Annotated in this window: 29 protein-coding genes and 1 tRNA gene; 18 read left to right on the top strand and 12 right to left on the bottom strand. The window is 64.3% G+C overall.

Going from position 1 to position 24,531, the window contains the following annotated elements:
* Positions 1–43: 43 nt before the first annotated feature.
* The 5 genes from ACQY7X_RS20590 to ACQY7X_RS20570 form a co-directional block, all read right to left on the bottom strand.
* Positions 44–568: a PAS domain-containing protein gene (locus tag ACQY7X_RS20590; protein ID WP_428247357.1), complete on the bottom strand. Its 525-nt coding sequence runs from the start codon at positions 566–568 to the stop codon at positions 44–46.
* A gap of 90 nt (positions 569–658) precedes the next feature.
* Positions 659–734, bottom strand: a tRNA-Lys gene (locus ACQY7X_RS20585).
* A 183-nt stretch (positions 735–917) separates the two neighbouring features.
* Entirely contained in the window at positions 918–1,739 is an 822-nt protein-coding gene (locus tag ACQY7X_RS20580; protein WP_428247356.1) for a flagellin, read from the bottom strand.
* Between the two features lie 115 nt (positions 1,740–1,854).
* Positions 1,855–2,649 (bottom strand): mechanosensitive ion channel family protein, encoded by a 795-nt coding sequence (locus ACQY7X_RS20575; RefSeq protein ID WP_428247354.1) that lies wholly within the window; start codon positions 2,647–2,649, stop codon positions 1,855–1,857.
* Positions 2,650–2,660: 11 nt separating this feature from the next.
* Positions 2,661–3,662 carry a tetratricopeptide repeat protein gene (locus ACQY7X_RS20570; protein WP_428247352.1) on the bottom strand — a complete coding sequence of 334 codons (1,002 nt, stop codon included), beginning with the start codon at positions 3,660–3,662 and terminating at the stop codon, positions 2,661–2,663.
* 35 nt (positions 3,663–3,697) lie between these two features.
* Between ACQY7X_RS20570 and ACQY7X_RS20565 the strand changes: the two genes are divergently transcribed.
* From ACQY7X_RS20565 to ACQY7X_RS20540, 6 genes are all read left to right on the top strand, one after another.
* Entirely contained in the window at positions 3,698–4,270 is a 573-nt protein-coding gene (locus tag ACQY7X_RS20565) for a glycosyltransferase family 9 protein (RefSeq protein WP_428247350.1), read from the top strand.
* Positions 4,271–4,281: 11 nt separating this feature from the next.
* A complete protein-coding gene (locus ACQY7X_RS20560) occupies positions 4,282–4,467 on the top strand; it encodes a DUF4170 domain-containing protein (RefSeq protein ID WP_428247349.1) in 186 nt (61 codons plus the stop codon).
* Positions 4,468–4,614: 147 nt separating this feature from the next.
* A complete protein-coding gene (locus ACQY7X_RS20555) occupies positions 4,615–5,268 on the top strand; it encodes a hypothetical protein (protein ID WP_428247348.1) in 654 nt (217 codons plus the stop codon).
* Between the two features lie 21 nt (positions 5,269–5,289).
* A complete protein-coding gene (locus ACQY7X_RS20550) occupies positions 5,290–5,613 on the top strand; it encodes a hypothetical protein (RefSeq protein ID WP_428247346.1) in 324 nt (107 codons plus the stop codon).
* Positions 5,614–5,657: 44 nt separating this feature from the next.
* A complete protein-coding gene (locus ACQY7X_RS20545; RefSeq protein ID WP_428247344.1) occupies positions 5,658–5,861 on the top strand; it encodes a hypothetical protein in 204 nt (67 codons plus the stop codon).
* The gene (locus tag ACQY7X_RS20540; RefSeq protein WP_428247342.1) at positions 5,861–6,406 is read left to right on the top strand and encodes a hypothetical protein; all 546 of its coding nucleotides are present in this window, start codon (positions 5,861–5,863) and stop codon (positions 6,404–6,406) included. The genes ACQY7X_RS20545 and ACQY7X_RS20540 overlap by 1 nt, the downstream gene beginning before the upstream one ends.
* On the opposite strand, the gene ACQY7X_RS20535 is transcribed toward ACQY7X_RS20540, so the two are convergent.
* Genes ACQY7X_RS20535 through ACQY7X_RS20525 form a run of 3 tightly spaced genes read right to left on the bottom strand, consistent with a single transcriptional unit; the run spans position 6,403 to position 9,613 of the window.
* Positions 6,403–6,882: a hypothetical protein gene (locus tag ACQY7X_RS20535; RefSeq protein WP_428247341.1), complete on the bottom strand. Its 480-nt coding sequence runs from the start codon at positions 6,880–6,882 to the stop codon at positions 6,403–6,405. The genes ACQY7X_RS20540 and ACQY7X_RS20535 overlap by 4 nt on opposite strands.
* Positions 6,873–7,631, bottom strand: coding sequence for a glucose 1-dehydrogenase (locus ACQY7X_RS20530; RefSeq protein ID WP_428247340.1), 759 nt, complete (start codon positions 7,629–7,631; stop codon positions 6,873–6,875). The genes ACQY7X_RS20535 and ACQY7X_RS20530 overlap by 10 nt, the downstream gene beginning before the upstream one ends.
* 23 nt (positions 7,632–7,654) lie before the next feature.
* The gene (locus tag ACQY7X_RS20525) at positions 7,655–9,613 is read right to left on the bottom strand and encodes a sensor histidine kinase (RefSeq protein WP_428247338.1); all 1,959 of its coding nucleotides are present in this window, start codon (positions 9,611–9,613) and stop codon (positions 7,655–7,657) included.
* Positions 9,614–9,830: 217 nt separating this feature from the next.
* On the opposite strand from ACQY7X_RS20525, the gene ACQY7X_RS20520 reads away from it, so the two are divergent.
* From ACQY7X_RS20520 to ACQY7X_RS20490, 7 genes are all read left to right on the top strand, one after another.
* The gene (locus tag ACQY7X_RS20520; RefSeq protein ID WP_428247337.1) at positions 9,831–10,544 is read left to right on the top strand and encodes a glycosyltransferase family 2 protein; all 714 of its coding nucleotides are present in this window, start codon (positions 9,831–9,833) and stop codon (positions 10,542–10,544) included.
* 26 nt (positions 10,545–10,570) lie between these two features.
* Complete coding sequence (locus ACQY7X_RS20515; RefSeq protein WP_428247336.1) at positions 10,571–10,882, top strand: lipid-A-disaccharide synthase N-terminal domain-containing protein; 312 nt, start codon at positions 10,571–10,573, stop codon at positions 10,880–10,882.
* The gene (locus ACQY7X_RS20510) at positions 10,882–12,531 is read left to right on the top strand and encodes an ArnT family glycosyltransferase (protein ID WP_428247335.1); all 1,650 of its coding nucleotides are present in this window, start codon (positions 10,882–10,884) and stop codon (positions 12,529–12,531) included. The genes ACQY7X_RS20515 and ACQY7X_RS20510 overlap by 1 nt, the downstream gene beginning before the upstream one ends.
* A gap of 23 nt (positions 12,532–12,554) precedes the next feature.
* A complete protein-coding gene (locus ACQY7X_RS20505; RefSeq protein WP_428247334.1) occupies positions 12,555–13,430 on the top strand; it encodes an alpha/beta fold hydrolase in 876 nt (291 codons plus the stop codon).
* Positions 13,431–13,447: 17 nt separating this feature from the next.
* Positions 13,448–14,149 (top strand): DUF502 domain-containing protein, encoded by a 702-nt coding sequence (locus ACQY7X_RS20500; protein WP_428247333.1) that lies wholly within the window; start codon positions 13,448–13,450, stop codon positions 14,147–14,149.
* A 91-nt stretch (positions 14,150–14,240) separates the two neighbouring features.
* Positions 14,241–14,918 carry a TetR/AcrR family transcriptional regulator gene (locus ACQY7X_RS20495; protein WP_428247332.1) on the top strand — a complete coding sequence of 226 codons (678 nt, stop codon included), beginning with the start codon at positions 14,241–14,243 and terminating at the stop codon, positions 14,916–14,918.
* A gap of 10 nt (positions 14,919–14,928) precedes the next feature.
* Positions 14,929–16,068 carry an aromatic ring-hydroxylating oxygenase subunit alpha gene (locus tag ACQY7X_RS20490; protein WP_428247330.1) on the top strand — a complete coding sequence of 380 codons (1,140 nt, stop codon included), beginning with the start codon at positions 14,929–14,931 and terminating at the stop codon, positions 16,066–16,068.
* On the opposite strand, the gene ACQY7X_RS20485 is transcribed toward ACQY7X_RS20490, so the two are convergent.
* From ACQY7X_RS20485 to ACQY7X_RS20475, 3 genes are read right to left on the bottom strand one after another with little or no spacing between them, the layout of a single operon-like run.
* Positions 16,069–17,568: a tripartite tricarboxylate transporter permease gene (locus tag ACQY7X_RS20485; RefSeq protein WP_428247328.1), complete on the bottom strand. Its 1,500-nt coding sequence runs from the start codon at positions 17,566–17,568 to the stop codon at positions 16,069–16,071.
* A 3-nt stretch (positions 17,569–17,571) separates the two neighbouring features.
* Positions 17,572–18,033 (bottom strand): tripartite tricarboxylate transporter TctB family protein, encoded by a 462-nt coding sequence (locus ACQY7X_RS20480; RefSeq protein WP_428247327.1) that lies wholly within the window; start codon positions 18,031–18,033, stop codon positions 17,572–17,574.
* Between the two features lie 5 nt (positions 18,034–18,038).
* Positions 18,039–19,013, bottom strand: a complete 975-nt coding sequence (locus ACQY7X_RS20475) for a Bug family tripartite tricarboxylate transporter substrate binding protein (RefSeq protein WP_428247325.1) — start codon at positions 19,011–19,013, stop codon at positions 18,039–18,041.
* Between the two features lie 129 nt (positions 19,014–19,142).
* Here ACQY7X_RS20475 and ACQY7X_RS20470 point away from each other — a divergent pair, with 129 nt between their 5' ends.
* Complete coding sequence (locus tag ACQY7X_RS20470) at positions 19,143–20,018, top strand: LysR family transcriptional regulator (protein ID WP_428247323.1); 876 nt, start codon at positions 19,143–19,145, stop codon at positions 20,016–20,018.
* 6 nt (positions 20,019–20,024) lie between these two features.
* On the opposite strand, the gene ACQY7X_RS20465 is transcribed toward ACQY7X_RS20470, so the two are convergent.
* Entirely contained in the window at positions 20,025–20,891 is an 867-nt protein-coding gene (locus tag ACQY7X_RS20465) for a hypothetical protein (RefSeq protein ID WP_428247322.1), read from the bottom strand.
* Positions 20,892–21,008: 117 nt separating this feature from the next.
* Here ACQY7X_RS20465 and ACQY7X_RS20460 point away from each other — a divergent pair, with 117 nt between their 5' ends.
* From ACQY7X_RS20460 to ACQY7X_RS20445, 4 genes are all read left to right on the top strand, one after another.
* The gene (locus tag ACQY7X_RS20460) at positions 21,009–22,079 is read left to right on the top strand and encodes a hypothetical protein (protein ID WP_428247320.1); all 1,071 of its coding nucleotides are present in this window, start codon (positions 21,009–21,011) and stop codon (positions 22,077–22,079) included.
* A 117-nt stretch (positions 22,080–22,196) separates the two neighbouring features.
* Positions 22,197–22,607 (top strand): rhodanese-like domain-containing protein, encoded by a 411-nt coding sequence (locus ACQY7X_RS20455; protein ID WP_428247319.1) that lies wholly within the window; start codon positions 22,197–22,199, stop codon positions 22,605–22,607.
* Positions 22,604–23,764: a CaiB/BaiF CoA transferase family protein gene (locus ACQY7X_RS20450; RefSeq protein WP_428247317.1), complete on the top strand. Its 1,161-nt coding sequence runs from the start codon at positions 22,604–22,606 to the stop codon at positions 23,762–23,764. Before ACQY7X_RS20455 ends, ACQY7X_RS20450 begins: the two co-directional genes overlap by 4 nt.
* A complete protein-coding gene (locus ACQY7X_RS20445) occupies positions 23,761–24,516 on the top strand; it encodes a glucose 1-dehydrogenase (protein ID WP_428247315.1) in 756 nt (251 codons plus the stop codon). The genes ACQY7X_RS20450 and ACQY7X_RS20445 overlap by 4 nt, the downstream gene beginning before the upstream one ends.
* The last annotated feature ends 15 nt before the right edge of the window (positions 24,517–24,531 follow it).

Below are 24,531 nucleotides of genomic sequence, written 5' to 3'. Positions count from 1 at the left end.
GCCTCACCCATGGCGTGGTGTGGCTGACGCGGGGCTGGTGGAACTAGCTTTTGCCCCGATAGGGCAGGCGGGGCATCTCGGTGCTGTAGAGCTGCGCGATCAGCAGGCGGTCGATGCCGCCCTTCCCTGTGGGGGCCAGGGGCAGCAGCAGGTAATCCACCGGATAGCGGCGGCCCTCGAAGCTGCGCTGCGCCTGCATCTGCACCGGCTGACATGCTTCTACCGCCAGGCGGCAGACCAGCGGGCCGATGCCGGCAACCATCGGGTCTTCATGCTCATGCATCCAGCCGCCGGTATGGTCGCGTTCGCGTCGCGCCACCAGGTCGGTGCCGACCAGCCGGTAATTGAAGCGCATGCCACCATCGGCATCGCGTACCACGCCGATCACCGTGAGGCTGCCGAGCAGGTAGTTCAGCTTCAGCGGGTCTATGAAGGCCGGCGGCGGCAGGCCGTCCTGGGGCGCGGCGGCACGCCAATCCGCCAGCAGCCGTTGCAACAATGGATGCCGAGGCTGCTCACCGGCAGCGAGCAGGCCGTATTTTGGATTGATAATGCCATCCCCCGGCATCGCCGCGACTCCCGCGCAGCCTCATACTGACGCAAAGCCTATCGAGCGCACGGGTGTGCGTCCAATCCAAATTCATTCAAAGGGAGAGAATGGTGACCCCGCCGGGACTCGAACCCGGGACCTCTCGATTAAAAGTCGCTTGCTCTACCAGCTGAGCTACGGGGTCACGCGCGGCGGACCATAAAGGCCGCTCCATGCCCCGTCAACCGCTCGGAAAGGCGCCAAAATCCAGCAATTATAAAGCTTTCGGCGCGAGCGCCGTGCTTTCCGGCAAGCGCTGATGGCAGAAACGAAAACGGCGACCCCGAAAGGAGTCGCCGTATCGTCAGGCCAAAAAAGGTTCGCGCGTTTAGCGGAACAGGCTGAGCAGGGTGTTGGGCTGCTGGTTGGCGATCGAGAGCGCCTGGACGCCGAGCTGCTGACGGACCTGCAGGGACTGCAGGGCAGCGGATTCGGCGGCGACGTCCGCGTCCACCAGGGCGCCGAGGCCCTTCTTGGTCGCGTCCACCAGGTCGTTCACGAAGTTACGCTGCAGAGTCAGCGAGCGGCTCTGGGCGGCAACCTGCGCGGAGATCGAGTTCACCAGACCTTCGAAGCTGCTCAGGTTGGCCAGCGAGGCCGAGTATTGCGCCGCATCGGTGAAGTTGGTGATCACGGTGCCGAGATCGGTCGCCTGATTGACCATCGCGGTGCCAGTCTGCAGCGTCAGGGTGGTGCCGGACACGTCGGCCACGAAAGTCACCGTGTTGGCCGTGTTCAGCAGGTTCTTGCCGTTGTAGGTCGCCTGATTGATGAAGTTGGTGATCTGCTGAAGGATCTGCGTCGAGTCGTTCTGATACGTCGTGCGCTGGTCCGTGGTCAGCGAGCCGTCCGCCAGGTTGGCGAACTTGGCCTTGAGGTCACCCACCAGATTCGAGATGCCGGTGAGGGCGGCTGCCGAAACCTGACCGAGGCCTTCACCGGCAGCCAGCGAGGACTGCACCGAGGCATAGGCCTTCACGTTGCCGCGGATGCCCTGGGCAACGGCGAAAACGGCGGCGTCATCCTGGGCGTCCGCAACGCGGAAGCCGGTCTGGATGCGCTTCGAGGTCTTGTCGAGTTCGGCATTGGTCGAGCGCAGCGACGACAAAGCGACGAGCGCGCCAACATTGGTATTAACTGAGTTTGCCATTGTTAAGGTTCCTTTCTGGGCCTTTGACGATGGCTTAGTTCTAAGGCCCAGTTCTTAACAATCCCTGAACGGATAGCTGTGCTATTTTGCCGGTTTTCCGGTGAAAATATGAGCCTTATATGGCCTGCGGCATAATTTTCTGATCACGCAGGGCCTGAAGAATCGCGGTATTTGCCGCGTAGCGCATCTGGAAATACTGCCGGCTGGGCACCCAGTAGCGCACCCCCAGCACGATGCCGGTGGCGGTGAATTCATGGATGCCGATCTGTGCCGGTGGGCCTGCGATGATCTCGGGAAAGCCGTTCAATGCCTTGCGCACGGCATCGGCGGCGCGCTCGTGGTTGGCATCGGTGGCCAGGTGCACCCGGGTTTCCACCACATGATGGGCGCGCGAATTGACGATGATCTCGCCGTTGATCGACTTGTTCGGCACCGTGATCTCTTCGCCATCCTGATTGCGCAGCACCGTGGCGGCCAGCGACACTTCCTCCACCACACCGCTCACGCCCTTCACCGCGATGGTGTTGCCGACCACGAAAGGCCGGCTGAGGATGATGGCGAGGCCGGCGCCGTAATTCGACAGCGGTCCCTGGATCGCCAGGGTGGCGCCGAATGCGCTGGCACCGGCGAGCGCGATCAGCGGCGCGATCGAGATGCCGAAATTGCCCAGCGTGATCAGCACCACCGCCGCCAGCACGCCGATCTTCACCACATTGCCGAACAGCCGGGCGAGGGTGATGTCGATGCTCTTGCGCTCGGCGAGCATCGTGGTGCGGGCGCCCAGCCACAGCGCCAGCTTGAGGCCGATGAAAAACACCACCAGGGCGCCGAGGATCTGCAATCCGTAGCGCACCAGGAAATCCATCGCCACTTCGGCCATGCGGGTCAGCGCGGTGATTTCCTTGTCCATGGCGGTCTCCGTCAGTTCAGGCTTTCGGGCGGGATGCCCTGTTGCAGCAGCCTTAGGGCAATGCTGCCGAATTCGATATAGCAGGCCGGCGAATCAGTGGCGGGCAGCCAATCGTAGCGAAAGACATGGCGGTTGCCGATGCGCTCTTCTTGTGCCGCATGCACGGTAAGGCCCGGCATGCTGCGTTCCAGCAGCGGCACCAGCCGCGCGGCACATTCCACCACCAGGCCGCCGGTGAGATTCCGCAGCATGGGCAATTGCCGCGCGAAGCGGATCTGGTCGCCGATGCCTTGCTCGGCACAGACCAGCAGCCGGCGGCCGGCCAATGGCTCACCCTGCCAGCGCGGCAGCATCAGGTCGCGCTCGATGCGCTGCGTGTCGCTTGGCAGCAGGCGGGCCTCGTAATCTTCCAGGCCCTGGTCCCATTCGCCGAGGCTGAGCAGGATGGTGGCACGCGCCAGCCGGGCCGAGCGGTTCTGCGGTGCCAGCGCCACGGCACGGTCCAGCCAGGCCCTGGCGCGGGCAATGTCGCCTGCCTGATAAGCGGCTTCGGCGCCATCGCTGAGATACGCCGGCAGCATCTGCGTATCCTGGATCAGTTCGATGGCACGTGTGAAAGGCGTCAGCGCCATAGCGGCGCGGCCAGCGCGCAGCAGGATGTCGCCGAGGCGATATTGCGCACGCGGTTCGCGGGGCGCCGCCGCTGCCCATGCCTCCGCTTCCGCCAGCAGGGGGGTGTCACCGGGCGTCAGCCGGGCGCGGGCTTCCAGCCAGTGGTCGCGCAGCACGGCATCCTGCGGCGCGGCGCGCAGGCCCTCGATGCAGAGACTATTCAGGGCGGCATAGTCACCGAGCCGCGATTGCAGGGTGGCGATGCTGCGCAGCAGCCCGATATTGCCCGGCAGCATGGCCAGGGCGTGCTGAAAAGCCTGCGCGGCCTGCGGCAGATCATCACGGCGGAGGGCGTCCAGGCCGGCCTGGATCGCTTCTTGTGCGGTTTGCGTCCTACTCATTGAGGCAGGCACCGCCCAGGCGCTACATTGGGCCCATGCAGGGATATCTGTTGCCCGATCAGGATCAGGTGGCTGCGGCCAGGGCGCGGCTCGATGCGCACAAGGCCGCGCTCGGCTTGTCCGGCCGTCCAGCCATCGGGCTTTCCTGGCGCAGTGCCAATGCGGCCTTCGGTGCCCATAAATCCCTTTCCCTTGGTGCCCTGGCGCCGCTGCTGCGGCAGCCCGGTCTGGTGTTCGTTTCAGTGCAGTATGGCGACACGGCAGCGGAGCGCGCCGAAGTCGAGACTGAAACCGGCATCCCGGTTTGGCAAGACCCGGCGGTGGACCCGCTGCGGGACATGGATGCCGCCGCCGCCCAGCTTGGCTGCCTGGACCTGGTGATCACGGTGAGCAACACGGCGGTGCACCTGGCCGGGGCGCTCGGGGTTCCCACCTGGCTGCTGCTGCCGGCGCCGGGCCATGGCCTTTTGTGGTATTGGCAATTGGAGCGTACCGATACACCATATTACTCAACAGTCACTTGCTTCCGGCAGGCGGCTCCGGGAGACTGGGCTGGCGTTGTCGGCCAGGTGGCCGGACAACTGGATGCGTTCGTAACTGCGAGGTAAGGAGGCCGGCGATGGCGAAATTTTACGTCGAAGGCGGCATTTTCAAGGATTTAGCCGATCCGAAGCCGCTTCCCGGCACGGAGGAGAGCTACGGTCCGTTCGATTCCGAGCGGGAAGCAGACAAGGTCTGGCGTGCCCGCATGGCCGAGAAGATCGACATCTGCAACCACCGTCTGCGGGTATTCGAGCGCGACTGACCCTGCCGGCTGGCTGCCGCTGGCCGGTCTGGCGCGGCGGCCCCGGCTTATTCGTGCTGGCATTAAAGACTTGATAAGGGCTTCTGTCGTCACAATACACTATTGTGCGGGGGCGAATCGGTGTCCTCGCCGGACGGAAGCTGCGCTATGCTCAATGCCCAGTCATCAGGGAAGATCATCGCCAATCGAGGCGACCTGAAGCGGCGCGCTGTCAATTTCCGCCGCGGCCAGGAACTCCGACTGACGCCGGAAATGCGCGACAAGATCGAGAAGGTGATCGTGGAAACCCAGAGCGATTTCGAGATGGCGGCGGATGATGCGCTCCGCAACATGCGTGACGCCTACTCCTCTGCCGCGTTCAATCAGGTCGGCCGCGCCAGCTATTATGAATGGATTCATGATCTGGCGGTGGAGATGAAGGGGCAGGGTGGGCTGTTCAACTATCCGCTGCTCACCACTTACGCCGACATACTGCGCCAGCTCACGGCCAATCTTAACGAGAATAATCCGCGGCTGCACAAGATCATCGGTCTCAACATCGATGCCATCAGCGTGGTGGTGCGGCGCAAGCTGACCGGCCTGGGTGGCGGCACCGAGCACAAGGTGGCCGAGGCCCTCAAGGAGGCTCATCAGCATTTCCGCCTTGGTGGCGGCATGGCCCCTGCCGGCATGGAGCGCAAGCTCGCCACCGCCGTGCGCAAGCTGGATGGCAAGTCGGATTCCAAGGGCAGCGAAATCCTGCCGCCGCTCACCGATACGGCGCGTACCTGGCCGGCTGGCCGTCGCGTGCCGGCCAATTGATCGCGCGGGGCAGGTTGGCCGATGGCAGCGAATACCGATGAAGAAGGCGGCGAAGAACAGCTTAACTGGAAGCCGCAGAATATCCGCCCGATTGCCGCGCAGCAGGTGATTGCCGAGGCGATCAAGGGTGCCGATACCAGTTACTTCTTCGAGAACTACACCAAGCAGTCCAATGCCGTGATCAAGGCCCTGCGCCAGAATGGCTATGTCATCGTGCCGTATTACCCCACGGTGGATATGGTGAAGGCGGCGATGGAAGAGCTGCAATATGGTTCGAACAAATTCACCAATGTGGTGATGCCGATGTATCTGGCGATGATGAAAGCGGCGCCGAAGTCGCGCTGATCATTCATGCCGGGACGGATGCGAGAGGAAGGGATGTTCCGGCCATGAGCCGCGACAAGCTGGTCGCCTTCCTGCGTGCAGCAGGGCCTGAGCGCGCTAACGTGATTCTGAACCGCCTGCCGCCGCAAGAGGCGCAGGCGATCCGTCAGGCCATGGATCAAAGCCCTGCTGTGGCTGCGGCGGTGGTCGAGCAGGCGGCGGATGCCGCTGCCACCTTCGTTGCCGCCATAACCCACAACAAACGCTGATGCGGTGCGCGGCGGCTGCAAAAGCCACGCTGCTGCTCGGTCTGCTGTTCGCAGTAGCTGGCGATGCCCAGGCACAGCAGGACCCGGCTTTCGGCCTCGGCCCCGGCAGCCGCCCGAAGCGCGTGATGCCCTGCATGGATGACCGCGAGCAGAAAGCAGAAGCCCTGATCCGCACCGGTATCATCATGCGCGAGATCGGCCGCGAATGTCAGCGCCGCCGCGTCGATATTAGCCTGCTGCCGGCGTGGCAGGCTTTCGATCAGGCCAATGCTGAACAGATTCAGGCGGCGGCACGGCTGCGCGGCGATGCGCTGGTACGCAATTATCCCGATGTGCCCGATATCGCGTTGCGGCTCGATTCCCGCCTGATCGCCTCAACCGGTCTGCAACGCATGGCGGATGAGGAATGTCATGTTGTCCGCAGGCTGCTGAACGGCTTCACCGAATATAATGATCTGGTGAAACATGCCCAGCGCACGGAACTGGGCCGAGTGAAGAACACCTATCCGAAATGCAGGACGCGCAACGATCGCGGTGACCGTTAATTCGGCACGACGATGACGCGGCCGTTATCCAGCACAATGGAACCGGCGCGGAATACCGAGGCGCCGTAGGGATCAAGCTGTCCGACGACGCGGATGCGGTCGCCGATCTTGAGCCGGGTCAGCTCCTGCCAGCTAGGTCCCAGATTCACCACAATGGATGAATTCCCGTCATTCAGCACGAAGGTGCGCGGCTGCGGTGATGACAGCATGCCGGCCAGCAGCACGGTCTGCCCACGCGGGATTTCGGCAATCGGCGTCGGGTTTGGCAGGCCAATGGTGTTGGCTGGCGCGCCGGTGGCGGGGCGACGCTGCTGCTGTGCCGGTTGCTGCGCGGGCGCTGGCTGCTGAGTCTGGGCTGGCGCCTGAGCAGGGGCTTGGGCGGGCGTTTGAGCCGGAGTCTGGGCGGGTGCTTGAGCCAGGGCAGTACCGGCACCAAGCAGCACCAGAAGCGTTGCGTTTGCGCGGATCAGATGCATCGGCCGCCATCCACCTCCATGCAGACGCCGGTGATGAAATCAGCTTCATCGGAAGCTAGGTAAAGCGCGGCGTTGGCGATATCGCGTGGCGTGCTGAAACGGCCGATCGGAATTGTCGAAACGAATTTCGCCTTCATTTCCTCAGTTTCCTCGCCGCCCATGAATTCCTTCAACATCGGGGTAAGGCCGGCTACCGGGTTCAATGCATTGACGCGAATCTGCTCCGGCGCCAGTTCCACTGCCATGGCCCGGGTGATGGTGATGACTGCGCCTTTGGAGCCGTTATACCACACCAAGCCGGGGCGCGGGCGCACACCGGCAGTAGAGGCGATGTTGATGAATACGCCGCGGCCGCGTTTGCGCATTTCCGGCACAGCATGCATTGCCGAGAGATAGATGCTCTTCACATTTACCGCGAAGATTTTATCGAAGGTGGCTTCATCGGTATTCAGCAGCGGGGCATTGCGCTGCGGCATGCCGGCATTGTTGATCACGATATCCAGGCCGCCAAAGGCCTTTACCGTGGTGGCGACCATGGCCTGCATCGGGCCAGCCTGGCTGACATCCACGGCTACAGCGATAGCCTTGCCGCCGGCGGCCTTGATTTCGCTGGCAACACGCTCGGCGGCGGCGAGGTTGAGATCGGCCACGGCTACAGCTGCGCCCTCGGCGGCAAAACGCTTGGCAATGCCTTCGCCGAAGCCGGAACCACCGCCCGTAACGATCGCCACCTTATTCGCCAAACGCATGCTGATTCCTCCGGATGCCGTTTCTAGATATGCGCCGGCATGTCGATGACGCGAGCCGACGGAAAAGTCATAGTGGCCACTGTACCCTGGCCCGGTATGCTTGCAAGCGTGAGGCTGCCACCATGCGCTTCCATCAGGCGGCGCGAGAGCGGCAAGCCCAGGCCGCTGCCTTCAAAACGGCGGTTATGCGAGCCATCGGCTTGTACGAAGGGCTCGAACACGCGCGCCAGATCCGACTTTTCGATGCCGATGCCGGTGTCGCGCACAGTAAGGGTAAGGCCGCCATCCTCGCTGCGGCTGATGCCCATGGCAACTTCACCGCCGGGCGGCGTGAACTTGGTAGCATTGGACAGCAGGTTGAGGATCACCTGGCGGCTCATGCGTGCATCGGCAAACAGCAGCGGCGGCTCCGGGCCGATATCGAGTTGATCCGCCAGTTTCAGCGAGCGGCTCTCGGCAATTTCCTGCATCGAGCGCAGGCAGATGCGGCCGAGCGCCAGCAAGTCGATTTCTTCCTCGTGCAATATCAGCTTGCCGGCTTCAGCGCGGCTCCAGTCCAGCACGGCATTGATCAGTGCCAGCAGATGCTTGCCGCTATCCAGGATGTCGCGGACATATTCCTGATACTTGGCGGCACCAAGAGGCCCGAGATGCTGGCGGTCGAGCAGTTCGGCGAAACCGATGATGGAATTCAGTGGGGTGCGCAATTCATGGCTCATGTGTGCCAGGAATTCACCTTTTGCTTTGCTCGCCGTCACGGCGGCGACGCGCGCGCCCTCCAGTTCGGCTTCGATGCGATCCTGCTCGGTGATGTCGTAGAACACGCTCAACACCACCTGGCGGTCATCGAACAGGATCGGGCGGCCCTGCACGCGGATGGTCATCGGCTCGCCATCCAGGCGATGCGCCTGCATGCGGGCCAGTTCCGGTACGACACCTTCCTGCTGGATGCGCCGCGTCCGCTCCCGCGCAATGGCACGGAATTCAGGTTCCACGATTTCGAACAGGTCCCAGCCAATCAATTGCGCCAGATTCTGGGCCCGCAGCATGTGTACCGCGCCTGGATTGGCAAACAGCACGCGGCCCAGGTCATGCACGATGAAGGCATCGGGCACCAGATCGAAAACAGCGCGGATCTGCTGTTCACGCGCCACCAGATCGGATTGTACGCGGCGATGCTCGCGCAGGATGCGCGTCAGCCGGGTCGCCATCAGGCCGGCGGCGCCGAAGCAGGCTATCACCACCACCGCCAGCAGTAAAAAACGCTGGCCATTCAGCCGCCACCAGAGCGCCAGGGCATTTTCCGTAGGGCAGGCAACGTCGAGTTCCAGATCGTAATCCTCAAGCTGCGGTGGCTTGAGGCGGAACCATAGGTCATCCCCGAGCAGCGGCAGGCCGAGCCATGTGGTGCCGCTTGGCAGCCGCCAATGCAGGTTGAGGCCGGTATTGGCCAGCCAGGTTGCCGCCTCCGGCAGCCGGAAGCCGACAATCACCCAGTCGCTCGGCGCGCTGGCCCCCTGGTAGGAGATGGCATGCATGAAAGAGCCGCAAAGCTGCGTACCGCAGGCATAAGGCAAACCGAGCCGGTCTCCCTCGGTGCGCTCGACGGATCTGCTTTGGCGCAGAATACCGGGAATATCTGGTGGTGGTGGGAGTTCGCCGATGCTGCTGATGCTGCGGCCCGTCCGGTCAACCAGGTGCACCGACTGGCCCTCTTGCAGCACGTCGGCCAGGGTTGGGCCGCCCACCAGCAGCAGGCCTTCCGCCGCCGTGGTGAGGTTGGCCAGGCCATCCACCACCTGTCCAATATGGCGGGCCTCGCGGATCGCAGCGGCCATGGCTTCGGCTTTTACCGCTGCTTCGGTCTCCCCCAGGCGGCGCGTTGCCTCACGCTCCCGCGCGATATCGGCCATGGCCCAGAGGGCGAGGGCGGCGATAGCGAGCAGGGGGAGTAGAACGGCAATCCTAAGGTTCAGGCCCAAGGTTATTTTCATTACAGCCAGCGTAACAGGCGGACTTGGCTGCGACAATCCGCCATGTTCGCTAAGCCCTGGAAACTCCTTGTCTCAAGGGCCTGGGAGGACTATAGAAAACGCGTTTTCCGGCCCTCTCTTGCGGATTCGTTCTCCAATTCCGATGCAGCCTATAGAAACCCCGCCGGGACAGCCCGCGGCGGTCGCATCTGGCCCGGATTTGTCTGTGGTCATTCCCGTGCACAACGAAGCCGCCAATATCGGTTCGTTGCTGGAGGAAGTGTGCGCCGCGTTGCGGGGCCGCATCGCCTTCGAGATCGTGGCCGTGGACGATTGCTCGAATGACGGCTCCACCGAATTGCTGAAGCAGCTTGCCGGCTCCATGCCCGAATTGCGGCCGATCCGCCATCGCCGCAATGCCGGCCAGTCGATGGCGGTGCTGAGCGGTGTGCGTGCTGCTCGCGCAGCCTTTATCGCTACGCTGGATGGCGATGGCCAGAACGATCCCGCCGACCTGCCGGCCTTGTGGGCGATGCTGCGCGCCGAAACCGATGGCGGCGAGCGCCTGCTGGTGGCCGGTCATCGCACCAAGCGCCGCGATACCTGGGTGAAGCGCTATTCCTCGCGCATCGCCAATGGCGTGCGCGCCCGTCTGCTCGGCGATGCCACGCCGGATACCGGCTGCGGCCTGAAGATGCTGTCGCGGTCACTGTTCCTGGAACTGCCCGCCTTCAATCACATGCACCGTTTCCTGCCGGCCCTGGTGCTGCGCCATGGCGGGCGGGTACGCTCGGTGCCGGTGAATCACCGCCCGCGCGGCGGTGGCGCTTCGCATTACGGCACCTGGGGCCGCCTCAAGGCCGGTCTGGTGGATATGGCCGGGGTTATCTGGTTGCAGCGCCGCTGGCGTGACAGCGGTGGCAGCGATCCCCTGGCGTGATGCCGGGATAATTTGGGAGTAGCGCCATGCTGGCGGAATTCTTGGACCGTGTGGTCGATAACCTGAGCTTCTGGGCCATTGTCGGCTTTGGCGGCCAGGCGATTTTCGCCTCGCGCTTCATCGTGCAGTGGATCCATGCCGAGCGCGTGCGCCGCAGCGAGATCCCACTGGCCTTCTGGTATATCAGCCTGTTCGGCGGCGTCACGCTGCTGGTTTATGCCGTGCATCGTGCTGACCTGGTGTTCATCATCGGTCAGGTCAGCGGCCTTGTGGTCTATGTCCGCAATCTGCACCTGATCTACCGCGAGCGCCGCCGGCTCGCTGCCGAGATCACCTGATGCAGCCGCTCGGCACCCGGCCGCTGCTGCCCGCCACCCTGGCGCTTTGGCTGCTGGTGGTAGTGGCGGCGCTGATCGCGCGGCCGATCATGCCGATCGACGAAACCCGCTACATCACCGTCGCCTGGGAAATGCACCTGGCCGATCACTGGCTGGTGCCGCTGCTGAATGGCGAGGCCTATCACCACAAGCCGCCGCTGCTGTTCTGGCTGATCCGTATCGGCTGGATGATCTTCGGCGTGTCGGAGACCTGGGCGCGGCTGGTGGCGCCGCTGTTCGGCCTCGGCGCGCTGGGCCTCAGCGTGGTGCTGGCGCGGCTGCTGTGGCCGGGGCAGGTGGGGCGTGATGTCAGTGCGCTGGCGCCGCTGCTGCTGCTGACCGGCGCGTGGTGGATGCTGTTTGCCACGCTCACCATGTTCGACCTGATGGTGGCTTTCTTCGCACTGGCCGGCTGGATCGGCCTGGCGCTGGCCTTGCGCCACGGCCAGATGAAGCGCGGCCTGCTGCTCACCGGCCTTGCCATCGGCATTGGTATCCTGGCCAAGGGGCCGGTGATCCTGGTCTATGTGCTGCCGCCGGCTGTGCTGGCGCCGCTCTGGGCCGAGGCTGGCACCCGGCCGCGCTGGCTGGTCTGGTATCTCGGGCTGCTCGGCAGCATCGTGCTGGGCGCCGCCATCGGCCTGGCCTGGGCGCTGCCGGCGGCGGAAGCTGGCGGGCCGGAATTCAAGCAGGCTTTGCTCTGGGGCCAGACTGCGGGCCGTGTGAAGGACAGCTTCGCGCACAAGCGCGGCTTCTTCTGGTATTTCCCGATGCTGCCGCTACTGCTGCTGCCCTGGCTGTTCTGGCGCCCGAGCTGGCGCGCGCTGTGGCTGAACAATGGCGCCTGGCGCGACAGCGGCCTGCGTTTCTGCATGATCGTCGGTGTCAGCGGCCTGCTGATCTTCTCGGCGATCAGCGGCAAGCAGCCGCATTACCTGCTGCCGCTGGCGCCGGCCTTTGCCCTGATCCTGGCTCATGGGCTGGTGGTTGGCCGCACACAGACACGCCGCTGGGATGCCTGGCCGGTGATTGCGGTGTTGCTGGTGCTCACCATCGCCCTCGCCATGCTGCCCTGGCTGCTGGAGCGTCATGCACGGCTTGCCGGCAAACTCGATCTGCCCGATTGGGCGCTGGAACAGCATCTCGGCGTTGTCTCGGCGCTTGCATTGGTTGGTCTGGTCGCGATCCTGCTGTCGCTCAAGGCGACGATGCTGCGCCAGATCGCGGCGGTGATCACGGTTGGTGCGGGCCTGTTTCTCACCGTGCATCTCGGGGTATTCCCGCCGGCACGGTTGAGCTATGACGGCGCACCGGCGGCGCAGGAAATCAAGCGTGCCCAGGATGCCGGCCACCCAGTCGCCTTCGCCGGCGACTATCATGGCGAATACCAGTTCCTCGGCCGCCTGACCAAGCCGCTGCCGGAAGTGCCGTATCGCGAAATCGTTGCGTGGTTCGTCGCCAATCCCACCGGCCTGGTGGTGGCGCGCTACACCGAGGAGCGCCTCGCTACCGGCCCGAAGCCGGTTTATGTCCAGCCCAAGCGCGGCCGCGTCATGGTGATCTGGGATGCCAAGGCGGTGGCGGAGCAGCCGGATTTCTTTAAGCACTGAAAACAAGGCGGGGAGCCAGGGCGATGCTGTTTGAGGGTTTTGAAACCAGACGGATCGCCGGTGCCGGGGCTGAGATTTTCTGCCGCATTGGTGGTTCCGGCCCGCCGCTGCTGTTGCTGCATGGTTACCCGCAGACGCATGTGATGTGGCACAAGGTGGCGCCGCGGCTGGCTGAGAAATTCACCGTCATCTGCGCTGACCTGCGTGGCTATGGCGATTCCGAGAAGCCGGAATCGGACGCCGCGCACCGGGTCTATTCCAAGCGCGCCACTGCTGCCGATATGGTGCGGGTGATGCAGGCGTTGGGCTATCCGCGCTTCCGCCTCGCCGGGCATGACCGCGGCGGCCGTGTCTCGCACCGCCTGGCGCTGGATTTTCCGGCCGCCGTTGAACGCGTCGCGGTGCTGGACATCATCCCGACATTGACGCTGTTCAATACCGTGAACCAGACCGTGGCGACGGCCTATTACCACTGGTTCTTCCTGGCGCAGCCCAGCCCGCATCCAGAGCGCATGATCGGCGCCGATCCGGATTACTATCTGGAAAGCAAACTGCGCGCCTGGTCGTCGGCGGCATCCGAAATCTATGCGCCGGAGGCGCTGGCGGAATACAAACGCTGCTTCCGCGATCCGCGCTGCATCCATGCCACCTGCGAGGATTACCGCGCCGGTGCCAGCATCGACCTTGAAGATGACCGCGCCGATTCCCATATGCGCGTCGAGGCGCCGTTTCTGGTGCTGTGGGGGGGCAACGGCGCCATGCAGAAGAATTACGACGTGCTCGGCACTTGGCGCGAGAAGGCCCGCGATGTTCGCGGCGAAGCCTTGCCCTGCGGCCATTTCCTGCCCGAGGAAGCACCGGAAGAGACTTTCCGCGCGCTCAATGCCTTTTTCGCCTGATAGGACAGCCAGCAACAATGTCGACCCAGCACCAGCCCGACCCGGACAAGCCGGCGATCATTCTGCCGCCGCCGCGCCCGAGCCTGTGGGCCAGGCTGCGCAACTGGTTCCTGGCCGGCATCATCATCACCGCGCCGATCGGCCTCACCATCTACCTGGTGGTCATCACCATCGAGGCGATTGACCGCAACGTCAAAAGCCTGATCCCGCATGGTTTCGAGCCGGAGCGCCTGCTGCCGCCGAACCTGCCGTTCAGCATCCCGGGGCTTGGCGTCGTCGGCGCCATCTTTATCCTGACGCTGATCGGCTTCCTGTTCACCAACTTCCTCGGCCGCAGCCTGCTCGGCTTTGGCGAAGGCCTTGTCGGGCGCATGCCGGTCATCCGTGGCCTCTACAGCGGCTTGAAGCAGATTTTCGAAACCGTGTTCAGCCAGTCCGGCCAATCCTTCCGCCAAGTGGCCCTGGTGCCGTGGCCGGCCAAGGGCTCATGGACACTGGCTTTCGTCACCAGCGAACTGACCGGCGAAGTCGGCAGCCGCCTGGGGCGAGACATGATTGCCTGCTATGTGCCGACGACGCCAAATCCGACCGGCGGCTACATGGTCTATTTCCCCCGCGAGGATATCCAGGTGCTCTCCATGAGCGTCGATCAGGCGATGAAGCTGATCATCTCCTGCGGCGTCATCGTGCCGCCGGAACGCCTCGAACCGCCCAAGTAACCTGTTGGATTAATTGAAAGATGGGACGCACACCCATCATAGCGTGATCCCGTATTGTTTGTTGAATTGAATTCAATTAAAATCCCAATCCATGAGACGACCCAAGGCAGAGAAGATCAGGCCGGCCAACGATGCCGTCGCGGGCAGCGTGCCGCCGCCCGTGCGTGCCGGTGTTGAGCGCGGCCGCGCCGATACCCGCCGCCGCCTGCTGGAAGCCGCTGCCGCTGAACTGGTGGCTGGCGATGGTGCCCTGGAGATCGGCGACGTGGCGCGCCGCGCCGGCGTGTCAGTCGGCCTGAGCTATCACTATTTCGGCTCCAAGGCCGGATTGATCGCGGCGGTGGTGGAGGATTTCTACGACCGCTTCGATGCCAGTGTCATGGCGATCAATCCGCAGCCCGGTGTCGATTGGGGCCGGCGTGAGCAGCGCCGCCTGCAAGCCATGGTGGCCTTCCATTATGCCGAGCCGCTTTCGCCCATCGTGCTGGCACGCTTGAGCCGCGAGCCGGAAGTGGCGGCGGAAGAGGCTCGCCGGCTGCAGGCGCATATCGAACTGGCAGCACAGAATATCGCGCTGGCGCAGAAGCGCGGCGAAATCCCGGCCAGCCTCGATCCGCATCAGCTCGGCGCCATGATCCTTGGCGGTTTGCGCCAGGCCATCGGCCAGGCTCTGGCCCAGGCGGTGCGCCCGGATCAGGCCGGTATCGCGGCGCAGCTTTGGGATTTCATCGCCGCCATGGCACGGTTCAAGATAGTGCCGGCGGAGTAGGGAGGGGCGGATGGATCAGGCAACACAGGCGGCATGGCTTTCGCGCACGCTGAAGCATATCGAGAGCGGCAGCACCGACCAGGGCGAAGCCGTGACGCGCATCGGCGTGCAGCGTTACACCGATCCGGCTTTCCTGGCGCGCGAGCGCGACACGGTATTTCGTGATCATCCGATTGCCGTCAGCTTTTCCTCCAAGCTGGCCAGGCCCGGTGATTTCGTCACCCATGATCATCTCGGCCTGCCACTGCTGCTGCTGCGCGGACGTGACGGGCAGTTGCAGGCATTTCTCAATGTCTGCCGTCATCGTGGCGCGCGGCTGGTAGCGGCGCGCGAAGGCTGCGGCAAGCACCGCTTCACCTGTCCTTACCATGCCTGGACCTATGACGATGCCGGTAGGCTGCTGAGCCTGCCGCATGAAGCCGGCTTCGGCGATCTCGACAAGGGGGCGCATGGCCTGGTGCGGTTGCCGGTGGCGGAAGCCTTCGGCGTGGTATTCGTGCTGCCGCGCCAAGGTGGCGAACTCGATCTCGATACGGCTTTAGGCCCGCTCAAGCGCGATATGGAAAATTTTGGCCTGTCGAGCCATGTCGTCTACGATGAGCGCGAGATCGGCCTGCGCTGCAATTGGAAAGTGGTGATCGAGGGCGGGCTGGAAACCTATCATGTGCGCCATGCCCATGGCCGCACCATCGCGCCGATGTTCCTGGACAATATCAGCATCATGGAGCGGTTCGATCCGCATGCGCGGCTGTATTTCACCAAGCGCGAGGTGGCGAAGCTGAAGCACCAGACGCTCGATGGCCTGCGCGTGCGCGATTTCGGCAATCCGCTGTACTTCTTCTTCCCCAACATGATCGTGCTGGTGCAACCCGATCATGCCACGGTGATGATCACGTTTCCGCAAGGCACCGATGCCTGCATGATCCAGGGCGCGGCGCTGATCCCGGAACCGGCGCAGACCGAGAAGGCGCGGGCGCATTGGGACAAGAATGTGAAGATATTCTGGGACGCGCTGGACGAGGATTTCCAGATGGGCCAGTCGATCCAGGCCGGATTCCGCTCCGGCGCCAACAGCCACATCACTTTCGGCCGCTTCGAGCATCCCTGCGGCTGGTTCCATGCCGCGCTGGACAAGGCGATGGCGGGCTGATCACTCCGCCAGGGCTTGCTTGCGTTTGCGCAGGATGGCGGGCGACAGCATCGCCAGCAGCAGCAGGCCGGCGACCGCCAGCAGCCCGGCGCTGATCGGGTGTGAAACAAAGACGCTGAAATCGCCGCCCGAAAGCAGCAATGCGCGGCGGAAATTCTCTTCCAGCTGCGGCCCCAGCACCAAGCCGAGCAGCAGCGGTGCCGGCTCGACGCCGATCTTGATGAAGAAATAGCCGACCAGGGCACAGCCTAGCATGAGCCAGACATTGAACAGGCTGTTGGATAGGCCATAGGTGCCGATGCAGCAGAACAGCACGATGGCCGGGAACAGCAGCCGGTAGGGAATTTTCAGCATCGATACCCAGATGCCGATCAGCGGCAGGTTGATAATCAGCAGCATCACGTTGCCAACCCACATGCTGGCGATCAGGCCCCAGACCAGGGCCGGCTGTTCAGTCATCACGCGCGGGCCGGGCTGGATGCCCTGCATCATCAGCGCGCCGATCATCAGCGCCATCAGCGCATTGGCCGGGATGCCCAGCGTCAGCAGCGGGATGAAGCTGGTCTGCGCGCCGGCATTATTGGCGGCTTCTGGGCCGGCCACGCCTTCGATGGCGCCCTTGCCGAAGCGGCTGGGATCACGCGCCAGTTTCTTTTCCAGCGCATAGGAAGAGAACGGTGGCAAGGCTGCGCCGCCGCCCGGCAGCACGCCAAGGAAGGAACCGATGGCGGTGCCGCGCAGCATCGCCGCCCAGGAGGCTTTGAAATCGTCGCGGCTCGGAATCAGGTCGCGTATCCGCTGGCTCACCACGCGGCGGTCGCTGGGCTTTTCCAGGTTGGCGATGATTTCACCCAGGCCGAACAGGCCCATTGCCACCGGCACGAAATCCAGGCCATCGGACAGATCAGGGATGCCGAAGGTGAGGCGTGCGACGCCGGAATTCACATCGATGCCGCTCATGCCCAGCAGTAGGCCGAGCAGCACCATGGCGAGCGATTTCAGCACCGAGCCATGCGCCATCACCACCGCCGCGATCAGGCCAAGGGTGAGCAGACTGAAATACTCAACGGCGGTGAATTTCAGCGCCAGCTTGGCCATTGGCAGGCTAAGCAGGGCAATAACGATAGTGGCCAGCGTGCCGGCGACGAAGGAGGCGATGGCGGCAATCGCCAAAGCCGTGCCGGCGCGGCCCTGCTTGGCCATTTCATGGCCATCCAGGCAGGTGACCACCGATGAGGTTTCGCCCGGCACATTCACCAGGATCGCCGTGGTGGAGCCGCCATATTGCGCGCCATAGAAAATACCGGCCAGCATGATCATGGCGGAGGCCGGATCGAGGCCGAAGGTGAAGGGCAGCAGCAGGGCCACGGTTGGGATCGGGCCGATGCCGGGCAGCACGCCGATGGCGGTGCCGATCAGTACGCCGATCAGGCAGAACATCAGGTTCGTGGGCTGCAGGGCAGTGGAAAGGCCAAGCAGCAGGTTGGCGAACAGGTCCATGGCTTACTCGAACAATCCTGGCGGCCAGACCGGGATCGGCAGCTTCAGCACCTGCACGAACAGCAGCACGGCGGCACCCGCCAGCACGACGCCGAAGCCCAGGCTTTCCCACAAACGGGATTCCTTCGTTGCCAGACCGGCCAGCAGGATGGTGGCCAGCGCCGCCACGGCCAGTCCGGCACGTTCCGCCAACAGGGCGAAGGCTGCCACCGCTGCAGCGATGGCCAGGAGTGGCCGCAGCATCACCGTGGCAATGCCGACATGCGGTCGCAGCAGGCCGCGCCCGGCGAAGAACAGCCCGAAGCCGGCCAGCACCACGGCAATGGCGCGCGGCATATAGCCCGGCCCCATATCCGCTGCCGTGCCATGGGCCAGCTTCCTGGTCGCGACGAGGGCTATTGTCGCGACCAGCAGCAGGAACAGGCCGAGCAGCAAGTCAGGCAGGTCCACCCGGCGGCGGGTCATTACGCTTAGCTTTGCGGCTTGATGCCGGCTTCCTTGATGATGCCGCCCCAGCTTTCGATATTGGTGTTCAGCCAGGCCTTGAAATCATCCGGGCTGCCGGCGCGCACCACGCCACCCTGTTCGCCGATCTTCTGCGCGATATCGGGCATGGCGAGAATCTTGCGCAGTTCGGCATTCAGCTTGTTCACCACGGGGGCGGGCGTGCCGCCGGTGGTGAGCAGGCCCTGCCAGGTGCCGGCATCAGCCATCGGCAGGCCGGCCTCCTTGAAGGTGGGCAGGTCAGGCGCATTCGGCAGCCGCTCGCTGCCGGTAACGGCCAGACCCACCATCTGCTTATCGATCACGAAGGGCAGGGTGGCGGTGGTGCCGTTCACGATCACCTGGCTTTCGCCCGAGATCACCGCGCGCGAAGCTGCTGCGCCGCCGCGATAGGGCACCGACTTCCAGTCGATGCCGAGCGACTTCGCCATGCTCACGGCAGTGATGTGGTTCACTGCGCCGACGCCGGAATTGGCCACCGCCAGCTTGCCGGGATTGGCCTTGGCATGGGCCAGCAATTCCTGCACCGACTTGACCGGCACGGAGGGATGCACCGCCAGCACATAGGGGCCGAACATCACCATGCTCACCGGCTGCAGATCCTTGCGCACGTCGAAGGTGAGATCGGGGAACAGGCTGGGCGCGGTGGCGAGCGAGCCGACATCCATCAGCAGCAGGGTGTGACCATCGGGCGTGGCCTTGGCCACCGTGTCGGCGCCGAGATTGCCGGCAGCGCCGGGCTTGTTCTCCACCACCACGGACTGGCCGATGGCGTCCTGCAGCTTCGGCGCGATCAGGCGGGCCAGGATGTCAGAGGTGCCGCCAGGCGCGAAGGGCACGATGATGCGGACTGGGCGTTTGAAGTCCTGCGCTGTGGCCGGCGCGATGGAAGCGATAAAGGGCAGCGCCAGGGCAAGGGCTGCCAGCAGACGGTTCTTCATGTGCGTTCCTCCCGAACGTCGATGTGACGGTCTTACGCCGTTCAACGGACGGGATTCTAATGGACGAATGATACCTCAATGATTTAATTATCGGCTGGATCAATACCTTTTTTGGATTAATGGCCTCCAATGTTCGAACTGAGCCAGTTGCGCTGTTTCGTTGCCGTGGCCGAGGAAATGCATTTCGGCCGCGCGGCGCAGCGCCTGAACATGACGCAGCCGCCACTCAGCCGGCAAATCCAGTTGCTGGAGCATATTCTGGAGGTGCAGCTCTTCGAGCGTTCCAGCCGCTCGGTGCGACTCACCCGGGCTGGTGCGGGTTTCCTGCCCGAGGCCCGCCGCCTGCTGCGGCTGGCTGATGCTGCCGCCCTGGCCGCACGGCGCACGGCTCTGGGCGAAGCAGGCAGCCTTACGCTCGGCTTCACGGCAGCCTCCGGCTACGATTTCCTGCCGCGCCTGATCACAGCGTTTCGTGCCGAGGCGCCGGGCGTCGATCTGGTGCTGAAGGAAATGGTATCGGCGGATCAGGTGGAGGAGCTGATTGCCGGACGCATCGATGCCGGCCTGGTGCGGCCACCGTTCAGCCGCCGCGAATTCCAGTCGCTTTGCGTGGTGCGCGAGGAAATGATGCTGGCGCTGCCTTCCGCGCATCCGCTGGCCGAGGCAGCGGCAGTGGCGATCAGCGATCTGGACCGCCAGCCGGTGATCGCCTATTCGCCCTACGAGGCGCGCTACTTCTACGATCTGCTGGCCGGCATCTTCGCCACGGCAGGGGTGACGCCGGTGCATGTGCAGCATATCAGCCAGATCCACTCGATCCTGGGCCTGGTGCGTGCCGGGCTGGGGCTGGCGCTGGTGCCGCGCGCGGCGGCCAATCTGCGGTTCAAGGGCGTGGTGCTGCGCGGTTTCGCGCCGGCCCTAGTGCATCGCGCCGAACTGCATCTGGCTTGGCGGCGCGACAACAGCAATCCGGCTATCGCGATACTGGCGCGGCTGGCGAAGTAGGGCTGGCTACCAGGAAGAGTCGTTGTTGCGGCCGATGCGGCCGGCGCGCATCATCAGGTCGCGCAGCGCCTCGAAGGCCATCATCTTGGCCATGTGATCGACGCTGGCGCGGGTTTCGGCCATCTGCTGCGCCACGCTGGTGGCGCCGGTGCCTTGCGGGCCATAGGCCGTGGTCTGCGACGGTGTTTCCGCGACCTGCTCCAGGCCCTCGGCATGGGCTTCCAGCTTGCGGGTGAAATAGGCATGGATATCGCTGACGCTGCGCTTGCGGCCCATGCTGTCGAAGAACACGCCGCTATTGGCCGCTGCGGCATCCGGCAGCAGGTCGGCAGCCGGCATGTCGGGCCGGTCGCGCAGCGCGGTGAGGAACTTGGTGGCGCCATTGCTGCCGAGGAAATGGCCGAGATACAGCTCGGTCTTGCCAACTTCGACGCCGAATTCGCGTGACAGCATGGCCTGGTTGCCACGGGCATATTCGGCGGCCATGGCAGCGGCAATGCGCGGATCGTCGCGCAGGGCCAGGATCGTTTGGCGGTCGGCCGGATCGGCGACGCGCGGTCGGCCATCGCTGCCGGTGGTGATCTTGGCGGCCTGGTCGGCCAGGCCGTATTTGGCGCCGTTGTCGCGCACCATCTCCAGCCAGGTGCTCTCGATGAACTGGAACATGCCGCGCGCCGAACTGGTGCGGGCCTGGGCATCGGTGCGGAAACCGCTTTCCTGGGCCGCCTGCGATACCAGATAGGCGAAATCCACCCCCGCGCTGCGGCTGGCTTGCCGCAGCGTGTCGAGGATTTCAGTGCTCACCTTATGCTGGCCGACCCGGACATGGTCGGGACGGGTAGTCAGGGAGCTGGGTGGGATCGGCGCGGCCATGGTCTCTTTACGGCTAGAGTCATCCGATTCGCAGCTTGATCGCCGTTGGCAAACAAACCGTTAATATGGGCTGATTGAGTCGCGGGGAGGCATGATGAGCCTCACGGAGGATGAGCGTTGCAGGCAGTGATCGATAGCATCGACTGGCAGCAGGACGGCCCCTGGCTGGCCCTGCTGGGCCTGTTGCTGGGGCTGGGGCTGCTGCTGGCGGTGTTTGACCTGCTCGACCGCTGGGCGGCTTCGCATCTCGCCATCGACCGCGTGGCGCTTGCCACCCGCTATGGCGGTTTCATGAATTCCTGGGCGGTCTTTGGCCGTGGCGCCACGGATTACCGCGACCTCAAGCCGATGTTCCCGGGTGCTGAAGCGGCCGAGATGGCGCGCTATGGGGATGGAACCGCCTGCATCGTCGCCCGCTTCAATGATCCGGCCCAGGCACGGGCGCAGATCGAACGCGGCAATGGCCGTTCGCTGGGCAGCTTCGCCGCTGCCGGTGTCGAGATCGGCGAGGCCGGATTGACTTTCGCCACGGCGGAACCCGGCGAACGCGCACGCTACCGCCTGGGGCAATGGCTGGCGGTGGAAGATACCTTGCTGGCGGTATATGGCCCGGATGCGGCCTCGCTTGCCAAGCGCCGGCGGCAGCTGCCTTGCCTGCAGCAGCGCACCATATTGCCGGTATTTGTCTGGCTGCGCAGCCGTGCCGGCTTTTCGTTGCTGGCAGGACTCTGGCTGCTGCTGTTGGGGGCTGGCCTGGTGCCGCTGCTGGAACGGGTGCAGGCAGCAAGGCCGTTGGCTGGTGCTGCGGTTCAGGATGAGGCTGGCTTGCGCCGCGCGTTGCAGGCGCTGGGCGAGGGCAGGAGCGTGCTGCGCGTGACCGAGGAGGGCGATGTCCTGCGGATCGAACGCCGCGTTGATGATCCGCGCCTGGCCGACCTGCTGGATCTGAGCGAGGGCGGCCGCTTCGTCGCGGCGCTGGAATTGCGCTTCGATGACACCGCCAGGAGCGTATCGGTGCTGCGCCTTGCCGGCCGGTTGCAGGGATCGTCGATGGCGGGCCAGCCGCCATTGCCGCCGGCGCGCTGGTTCAATCTGGCCGGCCTCGGGCCTGATGATGGGGCTTTGCGCGATGTGGCACGCGCCGCCGTGCTGGCTGCCGGCTGGCAATGGCAGCCGCGCCTGTTCTAAGCCGATGCCGCTGCCGGGTTTTTCGGCAGAATCAAACTTTCGTTAGGTAAGGCTGGCAAAGCCCCGCTCGGGCTTGCTAACCTTGGCGCCAACCCTGGAGTTGGGAGGAAACAGACCATGGCCATAGGCTATAAGCAGATGGTGGCCGAAGCGCTGGCGGAGATCGTCACGCTGACGCCGGAACAAGCCGCCGCCAAGCTCGGCCAGCCCGATGTGGTGCTGGTGGATATCCGCGATCCGCGCGAACTGGAACGCGATGGCGCGGTGCCCGGCACCTTCCATTGCACGCGCGGCATGCTGGAATTCTGGATCGATCCGGAAAGCCCGTATCACAAGCCGGTTTTTGCCGAGGGCAAGGAATACGTCTTCTTCTGCGCCGGTGGCCTGCGCTCGGCGCTGGCCGGCCATACCGCCAAGCGGATGGGGCTGGAGAAGGTATCGCATATCGATGGCGGCTTCGGCGCCTGGAAGAAACAGGGCCTGCCCACGGTAGCCTGGGCGCCCAAGCAGCATGGAGAAAACAAATGAGTGGTCCGCTTACCGGCCTGAAGGTGATTGAAATGCCGGCGATCGGCCCGGTGCCGTTCTGCGGCATGCTGCTGGCCGATCTTGGTGCCGATGTGCTGCGTCTGGAGCGCCTGGGCGATTCCGGCCTTGGCCTGCCGGTGGAGCCGAAATACGAATTGCTGGCACGTGGCAAACGTTCCGTGCCGGTGGATCTCAAGAACCCTGCCGGCATTGCCATGGTGCTGGATCTGCTTGGCAAGGCCGATGTGGTGCTGGAAGGCTTCCGCCCTGGCGTGATGGAACGCCTGGGCCTGGGGCCGGATGTGGCGCTGAAGCGCAACCCGGGCCTGGTCTATGGCCGCATGACCGGCTGGGGCCAGGATGGCCCGCTGGCCCAGGCCGCCGGCCATGACATCAACTATATCGCGCTGACCGGCGCGCTGGGCGCCATCGGCCCGGCCGGCGGTGCGCCGGTGGCGCCGCTCAATCTGGTTGGCGATTTCGGCGGCGGTTCGCTCTATCTCGCCATGGGCCTGCTGGCGGCTCTGTTCGAGCGCCAGAACAGCGGCAAGGGCCAGGTGGTGGACAGCGCCATGGTGGACGGTGCCGCCTCGCTGATGACCATGTTCTACGCCTTCCGCGCCTCGGGCCGCTGGCAGGATCAGCGCGGCGTCAACATGCTGGATGGCGGCGCGCCGTGGTATGGCAGCTATGAATGTGCCTGCGGCGGCTATATCTGCATCGGTTCGATCGAAACCAAGTTCTACGCCGAACTGATCGAGAAACTGGGCCTCGATCCCAAGGTGCTGCCGAAGCAGCATGACCGCGCCCGCTGGGGCGACCTGCGCGCTGCCTTTGCCGCCACCTTCCGCACCCGCAGCCGCGAGGAATGGTGCAAGCTGATGGAAGGCAGCGATATCTGCTTCGCGCCGGTGCTGAACCTGGAAGAAGCGACCCAGCATGCGCATATGCAGGCACGCAACACCTTCGCCACTCTTGATGGCGTGACTCAGCCCAATCCGGCGCCGCGCTTCTCGCGCACGCCGGGCGCCATCCGCCGTGGCCCGCCTGGTGCGGAAGGTACCGACAAGATTGCCGATGGCCGCGCAGCGCTCAGTGAATGGGGTATCGATACCTCGGCTGCTGCGGCTGCCGGTGCCCTCGGTACGGCGGCTTGAGCCGGCTCGCCGGCAAGGTTGCGTTGATTACCGGTGGCGCGTCCGGCTTTGGCCGCGCCACCGCTGAATTGTTCCTGCGCGAAGGCGCACGCGTCATCATAACCGACCGCAATGCGGCAGCGGGGCAGGCAGCGGCAGCCAAACTCGGCTGCCGTTTTGTCGAGCAGGATGTAACCGACGAGACTTCCTGGCCGCTGCTGATCGACGGCATTGCCGCTGCGGAAGGGCGGCTTGATGTCCTGGTCAACAATGCCGGCATTGGCGTGTTCCGTAGCGTCACCGAGATGAGCCTGAAGGAATGGCGTCGGGTGCAGGCGGTGAATTCCGATGCGGTGTTCCTGGGCTGCAAGTACGCCATTCCACTCATGGAGCGTTCCGGCGGCGGCTCCATCGTCAATGTCGCCTCCATCGCCGGCAAGGTTGGTGCACCGCTGATGGCGGCCTATTGTGCCTCGAAAGGCGCGGTTACGCTGTTCACCAAGGCGCTGGCGATGGAATGTGCCGCCGCGCGTAATAATATCCGTGTCAATTCCGTGCATCCCGGCTATGTCGAAACCGCGATGGTTCAAGGGCATATCGCCGCCGGTGGAGAGCCGGAGCGCACGCGCAAGCATCTCGAGCGCCTGCATCCCATCGGCCGCATGGGCCAGGCAGAGGAAATCGCGCGCGGAATACTCTATCTTGCCGGCGATGAGTCCAGTTTCATGACCGGCGCCGAACTGGTGCTCGATGGTGGCCTCACGGCACAGTAGTCTTAAGTTTCATTT

Source organism: Ferrovibrio sp., assembly GCF_965278975.1.
Classification (GTDB): domain Bacteria; phylum Pseudomonadota; class Alphaproteobacteria; order Ferrovibrionales; family Ferrovibrionaceae; genus Ferrovibrio.
This window is presented reverse-complemented; position numbering and strand designations above follow the sequence as displayed.